The 7,343-nt window shown below is 69.0% G+C and carries 5 protein-coding genes; all 5 read left to right on the plus strand.

Annotation, left to right across the window (positions count from 1 at the left end; genetic code table 11):
* On the plus strand, nt 1–757 hold a 757-nt coding region (gene rsmI / locus GXZ33_RS00165), incomplete at its 5' end, for a 16S rRNA (cytidine(1402)-2'-O)-methyltransferase (protein WP_291338847.1).
* A 173-nt stretch (nt 758–930) separates the two neighbouring features.
* Nucleotides 931–2,709, plus strand: a complete 1,779-nt coding sequence (locus GXZ33_RS00170) for a BCCT family transporter (protein ID WP_291338848.1) — start codon at nt 931–933, stop codon at nt 2,707–2,709.
* Between the two features lie 10 nt (nt 2,710–2,719).
* Nucleotides 2,720–4,549, plus strand: a complete 1,830-nt coding sequence (gene metG / locus GXZ33_RS00175) for a methionine--tRNA ligase (protein ID WP_291338849.1) — start codon at nt 2,720–2,722, stop codon at nt 4,547–4,549.
* A 50-nt stretch (nt 4,550–4,599) separates the two neighbouring features.
* Complete coding sequence (locus GXZ33_RS00180; RefSeq protein ID WP_291338850.1) at nt 4,600–5,838, plus strand: MFS transporter; 1,239 nt, start codon at nt 4,600–4,602, stop codon at nt 5,836–5,838.
* A 29-nt stretch (nt 5,839–5,867) separates the two neighbouring features.
* Nucleotides 5,868–7,343, plus strand: a 1,476-nt coding sequence (locus tag GXZ33_RS00185) for a RecQ family ATP-dependent DNA helicase (protein WP_291338851.1), incomplete at its 3' end; no start/stop codon positions are given.

Below are 7,343 nucleotides of genomic sequence, written 5' to 3' on the forward strand. Positions count from 1 at the left end.
CGCCGCCCTCGCCGGCGCCGACGTCATCGCCGCCGAGGACACCCGCCGCGTGCGCAACCTCGCCGCCGCCCTCGGGGTGGAGATCACGGGCCGGGTCGTCTCCAACTTCGACCACAACGAGGAGGGGCGGGCCCGCCGGCTTCTCGACGCCGCCCGCAGCGGCGTCGTTCTCGTCGTCACCGACGCGGGTATGCCGCTGGTCTCGGATCCGGGTTTCTCGCTTGTCGACGCCGCCCACACCGCCGGGGTCCCCGTCACCTGCCTGCCCGGCCCCTCGGCGGTGCCGACCGCCCTGGCGCTGTCCGGGCTGCCGGTGGGCCGGTTCCTCTTCGACGGTTTCGCGCCGCGGAAGGCGGGGGCGCTGCGGTCGTGGCTGGAGTCGCTGCGCACGGAGGAGCGCGCGGTGTGCTTCTTCGAGTCCCCGCACCGCCTGGCCGAGACCCTGTCCGTCGCCGCCGAGGTGCTCGGCTCCACGCGCCGGGCGGCGGTGTGCCGGGAGTTGACCAAGACGTACGAGGAGGTCCGCCGCGGCACGTTGCCGGAGCTGGCTGAGTGGGCGGCGGACGGTGTGAAGGGGGAGATCACGGTCGTCCTCGAGGGCGGGGTGGCCGAGGAGGCGGACGTCGCTTCCCTCGTCCCGGTGGTCGAGTCACTGGTGGCCGACGGCATGCGCCTGAAGGACGCCTGCCGGGAGGTCGCGGCGGGGCGTGGGGTGTCCAACCGGGAGCTCTACGAGGCGGTCCTGGCAGCCCGCTGAGCGGGTTTTCCGCAGGTTGTTACAGCGTTGTGAGCCTCCTGTCAGGTAATCCGGGGTGAGCTGGCCCGACGTGGATCACGAAATGACAACTTTCGGCTCGCGGGCGTCGATAATGCAATAAAAGGCAGTGACCATTATTTGCCACCTGTCGGGCGCCGCATGAAGCTGACAGCATGAGTACTTCTGACCCTTCAGCGGGACACCCGGATACCGCAACACAGGAACTGGCCGCGATGATGGACGACGCGGACGTCATCGAGGACCGTCTCGGGCGGACGGCCGCCGAGGGCGCCGAGGCTGTGGTCCACGAATCAACGGACGGGCGCCCCCTGTTCGACTGGTGGATCATCGGCGTCGCCGCGATCGTGGTGGTCGCCACCGTCACGTGGGGCCTGGTCGGCCCCGACAGCTTCGCGAACTTCGCGGCGCAGTCGCTGGGATTCATCGTCGACAACCTCGGATGGGCCTTCGTCATCTTCGGCACCGTCTTCGTCGCCTTCATGATCATCGTGGCCGTCTCCCGCTTCGGAAGCATCAAACTCGGCGGGAGCGAGGAGGAACCGGAGTTCCGCACCATCTCCTGGATCGCCATGATGTTCGCCGCCGGCATGGGCATCGGCCTGATGTTCTACGGCGCCACCGAGCCGCTCACCTTCTACCGCGACGGCGTCCCCGGACACCAGCCACGGGAGGTGGGCACCGCGATGGCCGGCACCCTCTTCCACTGGACGCTGCACCCGTGGGCCATCTACGCGATCGTCGGCCTGGCCATCGCCTATTCGACGTTCCGCCTGGGCCGTCGTCAGCTCATCTCCTCCGCCTTCGTCCCGCTCCTCGGTGAGAAGGGCGCCCGCGGCTGGCAGGGGCGCATCATCGACAGTCTCGCGATCATCGCCACCATCTTCGGCACCGCCACCTCGCTGGGCATCGGCGCGCTGCAGATCCGCGCCGGGCTGTCGGCCTCCGGGCTCATCGACGATCCCGGCACCTGGACCGTCGTCGGCATCATCGCCGTGCTCACCCTGGCGTTCATCCTCTCCGCCATCTCCGGTGTGGGCAAGGGCATCCAGTACCTGTCCAACGCCAACATGATCATGGCCGCCGCCCTGGCGATCTTCGTGTTCATCCTGGGCCCGACCGTCACCGTGCTCAACATGATGCCCACCGCGATGTCCTCGTACTTCGCGCAGTTCTTCGAGATGGCCGGCCGCACCGCCAACTCCGCGGACGGCACCGCCGGTGAGTGGCTGGGTGGCTGGACCATCTTCTACTGGGCCTGGTGGATCTCCTGGTCGCCGTTCGTCGGCATGTTCCTGGCGCGTATCTCCCGTGGCCGCACCATCCGCGAGTTCACCATCGGTGTCCTCGTCGTGCCGTCCCTGGTCTCCGTCGTCTGGTTCTCCGTCTTCGGTGGCTCCGCCATCGTCTTCGAACAGCGCGGCCAGTCCATCTGGGGTGACGGCACCGCCGAGTCCCAGCTGTTCAACCTGCTGCACCAGCTCCCGGGTGGCACCATTGCCGGCGTGCTGGCCATGATCCTGCTGGGCACCTTCTTCATCACCTCCGCCGACTCCGCGTCGACGGTCATGGGCACCCTGTCCCAGAACGGGCGCAGCGACGCCACCCCGTGGGTCTCCGCGCTGTGGGGCCTGATGACCGCGGCCGTCGGCATGGTCATGCTCACCGCCAGCGAGGACTCCCTGGCCAACCTGCAGTCGATCACGATCGTCGCCGCCAGCCCCTTCCTGCTCATCGTCATCGGTCTCATGTTCGCCCTGTGGAAGGACCTGAGCCACGACGTCATCTACCTGGACCACCGCTCCCAGCGTGAGTTCAGCGCCCGCCTGGCGCGCGAACGCAGGGTGCACGCCGAGCACCGCCGGGCCCAGGAACGCAGGGCGCAGCGCGCCAAGCGATTGGCCGAGCGCAACAAGTCGGAGCCCATGAAATAAGGTGTATCCCATGACCCAGTCTGTGCTTGTCTCCGTCGCCTGGCCGTACGCGAACGGCCCCCGCCACATCGGACACGTCGCCGGTTTCGGCGTCCCCTCCGATGTCTTCGCCCGCTACCAGCGGATGATCGGTAATGAGGTCCTCATGATCTCGGGCACCGACGAGCACGGCACACCCCTCCTCGTCCAGGCCGACAAGGAGAACGTCACGGTCAAGGAACTGGCCGACCGATACAACCGGCAGATCGTCGAGGACCTCGCCGGCCTCGGCCTGTCCTACGACCTGTTCACCCGCACCACCACCCGCAACCACTACGCGGTGGTGCAGGAGCTGTTCCGTGGCCTCCACGACAACGGCTACATGATCAAGGAGACCACCATGGGTGCCGTCTCCCCGTCGACCGGGCGCACCCTGCCGGACCGCTACATCGAGGGCACCTGCCCGCTGTGCGGCGCCGACGGTGCCCGCGGCGACCAGTGCGACAACTGCGGCAACCAGCTCGACCCGGCGGACCTGATCAACCCGGTGTCCAAGGTCAACGGCGAGACCCCGAAGTTCGTCGAGACCGAGCACTTCCTCCTCGACCTGCCCTCCCTGGCCGAGGCGCTGGGGGAGTGGCTGCGCGGCCGCGAGGACTGGCGTCCCAACGTGCTGAAGTTCTCCCTCAACCTGCTGGAGGATCTGCGCCCGCGCGCCATGACCCGTGACATCGACTGGGGTGTCCCGATCCCGGTCGACGGCTGGGAGGACAACAACGCCAAGAAGCTCTACGTCTGGTTCGACGCCGTCATCGGTTACCTGTCCGCCTCCATCGAGTGGGCGTGGCGTTCCGGCAACCCGGACGCGTGGAAGCAGTGGTGGCAGGATCCGGCCGCCGAGGGCTACTACTTCATGGGCAAGGACAACATCACGTTCCACTCCCAGATCTGGCCCGCGGAGCTGCTCGGCTACGCCGGCAAGGGTGCCAAGGGTGGCGAGCTGCACAAGTACGGGGAGATCAACCTGCCGACCGAGGTCGTCTCGTCCGAGTTCCTCACGATGTCCGGCTCGAAGTTCTCCTCCTCCAAGGGCGTGGTCATCTACGTCAAGGACTTCCTCGCCGAGTTCGGCCCGGACCCGCTGCGCTACTTCATCGCGGTCGCCGGCCCGGAGAACACCGACACCGATTTCACGTGGGACGAGTTCGTCCGCCGCGTGAACAATGAGCTGGCCAACGGCTGGGGCAACCTGGTCAACCGCACCGTGTCGATGGCGCACAAGAACTTCGGTGAGGTCCCCACCCCGGGTGAGCTCACCGACGCCGACACCGCGATCCTCGACCTGGCGGCGCAGACCTTCGACATCGTCGGCGAGAATCTGGCGCTGTCGAAGTTCAAGAACGGCATCACCGCCGCCATGCACGTCGTCGGTGAGGCCAACGCCTACATCGCCGACCAGGAGCCGTGGAAGCTGGCCAAGGACGAGTCCCAGCGCGAGCGTCTGGCCACCGTCCTGTGGACCGCCCTGCAGGTGGTCTCCGACTGCAACACCCTGCTCACCCCGTACCTGCCGCACATCGCGCAGCAGGTGCACGAGACCCTCGGCCGCGAGGGCGTGTGGGCCGCGAAGCCGGAGATCCGGGAGGTCACCGACGACATGCCGGTCGAGCTGGTCGGCGTGGGCCTGCCCGAGGAGGGCGCGTCCTACCCGGTCATCACGGGTGACTACACGCAGCAGCAGGCCGTGTGGGAGCGCGTCGAGGTCGTCCCGGGCACGCCGCTGAGCAAGCCGAAGCCGCTCATCCAGAAGCTGGAGCCGGAGCTGGCGGAGACCGGTCCGGAGTGGGCCCCGGTCCAGTAAATGGTGTGACGTACTAGGCTGGGCCTCCACACATCGCAAGGAGGTCCAGTGTGAGTACCCCCCGCCTACGGCAGACGCAGGCCCTGTCTGCGCTGCTGATCTTCGCCGCCGTGTTCATCGCGGCGATCAACCTGCGCTCCGGCATCTCCTCACTCGGTGCCGTGCTCAGCGACGCCCTCGAGGCCTTCGGCGTCGGTGGTTCCCTGGCCGGTGTCATCACGGCCATCCCCGGGCTGTTCTTCTCCGTGCTGGGTCTGCTGGCGGTTCCGCTGGCCACCCGGCTGGGACTGTCGCGCACGCTCTTCGTGGGCATGGCCCTGTCACTGCTCGGCCTGGCGGCGCGGCCCTGGGTGGGGGACATCTGGGCGTTCATCGTGCTCACCGTCTTCGTCACGGTGGGCATCGCGCTGGCGAATGTGCTGCTGCCCGCGTGGATCAAGAACCACGGCGGCCGGCACATCGTCGCGCTCATGACGGTCTACGGGTCCGTGCTGGGCATCTCCGGCGCCGCCGGCCCCCTCACCGCCCTGCTCTCCGACGACTTCCGGTGGGCCCTGTTCCTCTGGGCCGTCCCCGCGGCGCTGCAGGTCGTCGTGTGGTTCGTGGTCGTCCTGCGCGTCGGCCGCGACGTGCCGACGTCCACCTCGCCGCGGGCGGCGGGGGAGGAGGGCGGCGTCGTGAAGCAGGTGTCCCTGTGGAGATCGTCGACGGCGGTCTTCCTCATGATGTTCTTCGGGCTGCAGTCGATGCACGCGTACATCCAGATGGGCTGGCTGCCGAAGATCTACGTCGACCACGGGGTCGACGCCTCCACCGCGAGCCTGGCGCTGGCGCTGGTCGGCAGCTTCAACATCGTCGGCGGCCTCATCATGCCGGTGATCATCGACCGCCTCCGCTCGGTCGTGTGGCTGCCGGTGCTCTTCTCCGCGCTCATGGGCGCCGGATACCTCGGCCTGTGGCTGGCGCCGGCCGCCTCGCCGATGCTGTGGGCCTCACTGCTGGGCGTCGGTGGCTTCTGCTTTCCGACGGCCATCGCCCTCATCCCCGCCCGCTCCCGCGTGCCCATGGTCACCGCCCGCCTCTCCGGCTTCGTGCAGCCCGTCGGCTACGTCATCGCGGCGGTCGGCCCGCTGGTCGTCGGTGTCGTCCGCGAGTCGACGGGGGACTGGTCGCTCATCCTCCCGGTGCTCGCCGCGATCTGCGTGCTCATGGGGGCGGTCGGTTTCCGGGCCGCGCGCAACGTCTACATTGACGACGAACTGGCCGCGAAAAGCCCAGCTCAGGGCTGATGTCGGGGGCGTGGTCTAGCGTGGGGGCCATGCAGGCAACCAGAGATCGGGCCAATGAACTCCTCACCGGCATCGCGGGGCCGGGCGCGCAGCTGCGCGACGACCAGTGGACCGCGATCGACGCACTCGTCAACGACCGACGGCGCATGCTCGTCGTCCAACGCACCGGCTGGGGCAAGTCGGCGGTGTACTTCATCGCCGCCAAGATGCTCCGCGACGCCGGCGCCGGGGCCTCCCTCATCATCTCCCCGCTGCTCGCCCTCATGCGTAACCAGGTGGCCGCCGCCCGGCGCGCCGGGATCCGCGCCGCGACGCTCAACAGCGCGAACATGACCGAGTGGGAGGAGGTGCAGGAGCAGGTCGCCGCGGGGGAGGTCGACGTGCTGCTCATCTCCCCGGAACGCCTCAACAACCCGGGTTTCCGCGATGAGGTGCTGCCGGCGCTGGCCGCCACCGTGGGCATGGTCGTGGTGGATGAGGCGCACTGCATCTCCGACTGGGGGCATGACTTCCGCCCCGACTACCGTCGCATCCGTGACCTGCTCGCCGGGCTGCGCGGGGGTGTGCCGGTGCTGGCCACCACCGCGACGGCCAACGATCGCGTCGTCGCCGACGTGCAGGCCCAGCTCGGCGCGGACACCGGCCTGCTGCGCGGCGGCCTGGACCGCGAGTCCCTGCACCTGTCGGTGGTGCGCCTGCCCGACACCACGCAGCGTCCGGCCTGGCTGGCCACGCACCTGGCCGAGCTGGAGGGCTCCGGCATCATCTACTGCCTCACCGTCGCCGCCGCCGAGGACCTCGCGGAGGCGCTGGAGGCGGCGGGCTGGAACGTCGCCGCCTACACCGGCCGCACCGAGGCCACGGAGCGCGAAAGGCTGGAGCACGCGCTGATCGACAACGAGCTCAAGGCACTGGTGGCCACCTCGGCACTGGGCATGGGCTTTGACAAACCCGACCTCGGTTTCGTCGTCCACGTCGGCGCACCGGGTTCGCCCGTGAGCTACTACCAGCAGATCGGTCGCGCCGGCCGCGGCACCGACCGCGCCGACGTCATCCTCCTGCCCGGCGCGGAGGACAGGGACATCTGGGAGTACTTCGCCTCCGTGTCCTTCCCCGACGAGGAGACGGTGCGCCACCTGCTCGGGGTGCTCACTGATGAGGCGCAGTCGACCATGCGCCTGGAGACCCGGGTCGATCTGTCCCGCTCCCGCCTGGACCAGGTGCTCAAGGTCCTCGACGTCGATGGTGCGGTGCGCCGCGTCCGAGGTGGCTGGGTGGGCACCGGCCAACCGTGGGAGTACGACGCCGCCCGTTATGCCGGTCTGGCGCAGGCCCGGCAGGCGGAGCAGGACGCGATGGTCGCCTACGAGAACACCGACGCCTGCCGCATGCTCTTCCTGCGTGACCAGCTCGATGACGCCACCGCCGAGGGGCCCTGCGGGCGCTGCGACAATTGCACAGGCCGCCGCCTCGACGCGGCGGTGGACCCGGCCGTCGCCGAGCGC

The organism is Corynebacterium sp., from assembly GCF_012838985.1.
Lineage (GTDB): Bacteria > Actinomycetota > Actinomycetes > Mycobacteriales > Mycobacteriaceae > Corynebacterium.

Bases quoted from the DNA above. Each gene is read 5' to 3' on its own strand.
- GXZ33_RS00170 (WP_291338848.1), top strand. From the start codon at position 931: ATGAGTACTTCTGACCCTTCAGCGGGACACCCGGATACCGCAACACAG.
- metG (WP_291338849.1), top strand. From the start codon at position 2,720: ATGACCCAGTCTGTGCTTGTCTCCGTCGCCTGGCCGTACGCGAACGGC.